Origin of the sequence: Okeania sp. SIO2B9 (genome assembly GCF_010672505.1) — a bacterium.
GTDB classification, from domain to species: Bacteria; Cyanobacteriota; Cyanobacteriia; order Cyanobacteriales; family Microcoleaceae; genus Okeania; species Okeania hirsuta.
In genome coordinates, this window is record NZ_JAAHGK010001351.1 from 1 (window position 1) to 2,003 (window position 2,003).

The window sequence follows — 2,003 nt, forward strand, 5'->3', positions numbered from 1 at the left end:
TGGAAGAAAATGAGTTAGACTCCAGTAGTAGACTAACACAAATAAAACTATTTGTAGATATATGGGGATGGTTAACTCTGCACGATAAAAATAAGTCAAAACATCAGGAAGCTGTAAATTTGTATCGGCATTTTACCTCTCAAAATCAGAGATTTTATACAACAGATTATGTTTTAGATGAAACTTTTACCTTGTTTTTAAAGCGACTACATCCTTCTCTTGCAGGTCAGTCTATGAAATTGTTGATAGAGGTGTTTAAGGTAGAAAAATTTAATCTGGTTTGGATTACGGAAGAGCGCTTTTTTAAAGTACAATAATTAAGGATTAAGTTTGTAGATAAACCCCTAATTTCATTTACTGACTTGACTTCAATGCTGGTAATGAAAGAATTTGGTATTGAATATGTTTTAACGGGAGATGCTCATTTTATTCAAGTTGGTATGGGATTTCAAAAGATACCTCAATAATTAATAATTGCTGTTATTAAACTATTGCGCAATAGTAGGGTGCGTTAATGAAATGTACCGCTTGTCCCAAATAAATGTTTCGCTCAGTTACGCTTTCGGTGCGGAATACTGCGCAAACGCTAACATACCCTACTAGGTGTAGGTTGGGTTGAGGAACCGAAACCCAACAGTAGCAAAGTTTTATTGGGTTTCACTGCCGTTCAACCCAACCTACATTTTTAGGCGTGTCAGTCTTGCGCCAACATCTCTTGAATTGTGCCCATAATCTGATCGAGATTTTGACCAAGTTGAGACTCAATCAATTTAAGTAAGCCTGTGCCTCGCTTGAGAATAGTTGGCAGAGCATCTAGGGCATTTTCGGCTAAATCTTTGAGATTACTATTGTTGCGATCTTTAGCTAATTTAGCAATAGCATTCAGGTGCTTTAGGGCTTTAGTTTTATCCCTTTCGCTTAAGCCCGAATCGTTATCTTCAATAACAGTTTGTAATTTTTCGAGTAAATCACCCATTTTGGCATCCTCAGGTTGAGTTGACTCTTTAAGTTGGGTGATTGTTTGAGTGACATTGCCACTAAAGTCACCTCCAGCAACTCCGCTAATGTTGCTATCTTTTATGTCACTCATGGTGAATTGGTTGCTTTTATCAGTGCTATTGTTCATATTTTTAGTCTCCTCCGTGAAATTGTTTTCTTGTGTATTGTTATTACCTTTCTGAAATCCTTTTATTGTGCCTAGGTTGTTAAATGTATCAGACATAAGTAGTTTGTTACTCCTCTAATTTAGCTTATTTTTTTGACTATTATTGTTTCCAAATTGTACACCAAACATGACCCCTGAATTATTAAAACTTATTTGCTGATTCTCAATACCAGCAATTATGCCATCAAGTTTTTTGTAAACATCCTGATCTTCTATACCATATTCCTTCAGTACTACTTTTAGCCGTTGCAAAATAAATGGTAATAACGATTTTAGATAAGTTAATACATCATCTTCATCAAACATATTTTGAAATTGATTATCGTTAAACCTATGTTTTAGTGCTGCCATAAAGCTTTCTCCATCAAGCATAGCTTTTGCTACGGGAAACCAGCTCAAATACAGATAAAGTCCTGGAATAATCATAAACAGAATAGTCATAAAGAAACTGGCTATTAACATAGGATCAGTTATCACAAGAAATATTGTCCCAATATTTGTAATAATCCCTATCAAAAACCACAGACCGAAAAAAAATAGTAGCACTGTATGAAATACAAGGCTCCAAATTTTTAACCTACCAATAAAATAAGAGTCTATTCCAATGTAAAGGTTAGTACCGTTAGTATAAAATCGGCATAAAGTAGAAATTATTGTTTGGCGCGGAGTTTCATGTAGGATTCTAATAACCCATCTTTCACGGTCTGGTTTTGACCGTAACTTTAACCACTCATCTTGATATTCATAAAGAATATGCCTTGTTTTCATTCCTTCTTGACTACCATTAAGATCAGTTAAATATTTCAAATTTATTAGTAAATCCTCGTAAACTTTTTTC

The 2,003-nt window shown here is 34.4% G+C and carries 3 protein-coding genes; 1 reads left to right on the forward strand and 2 read right to left on the reverse strand.

Going from position 1 to position 2,003, the window contains the following annotated elements; all coding sequences use genetic code 11:
* A partial coding sequence (locus F6K13_RS30630) for a hypothetical protein (RefSeq protein ID WP_287289493.1) occupies positions 1-317 on the forward strand: 317 nt, incomplete at its 5' end.
* Between the two features lie 377 nt (positions 318-694).
* On the opposite strand, the gene F6K13_RS30635 is transcribed toward F6K13_RS30630, so the two are convergent.
* Positions 695-1,126 carry a hypothetical protein gene (locus F6K13_RS30635; protein WP_287289495.1) on the reverse strand — a complete coding sequence of 144 codons (432 nt, stop codon included), beginning with the start codon at positions 1,124-1,126 and terminating at the stop codon, positions 695-697.
* A gap of 114 nt (positions 1,127-1,240) precedes the next feature.
* Positions 1,241-2,003 (reverse strand): hypothetical protein (locus F6K13_RS30640; RefSeq protein ID WP_287289498.1); only part of this gene is annotated, 763 nt, incomplete at its 5' end.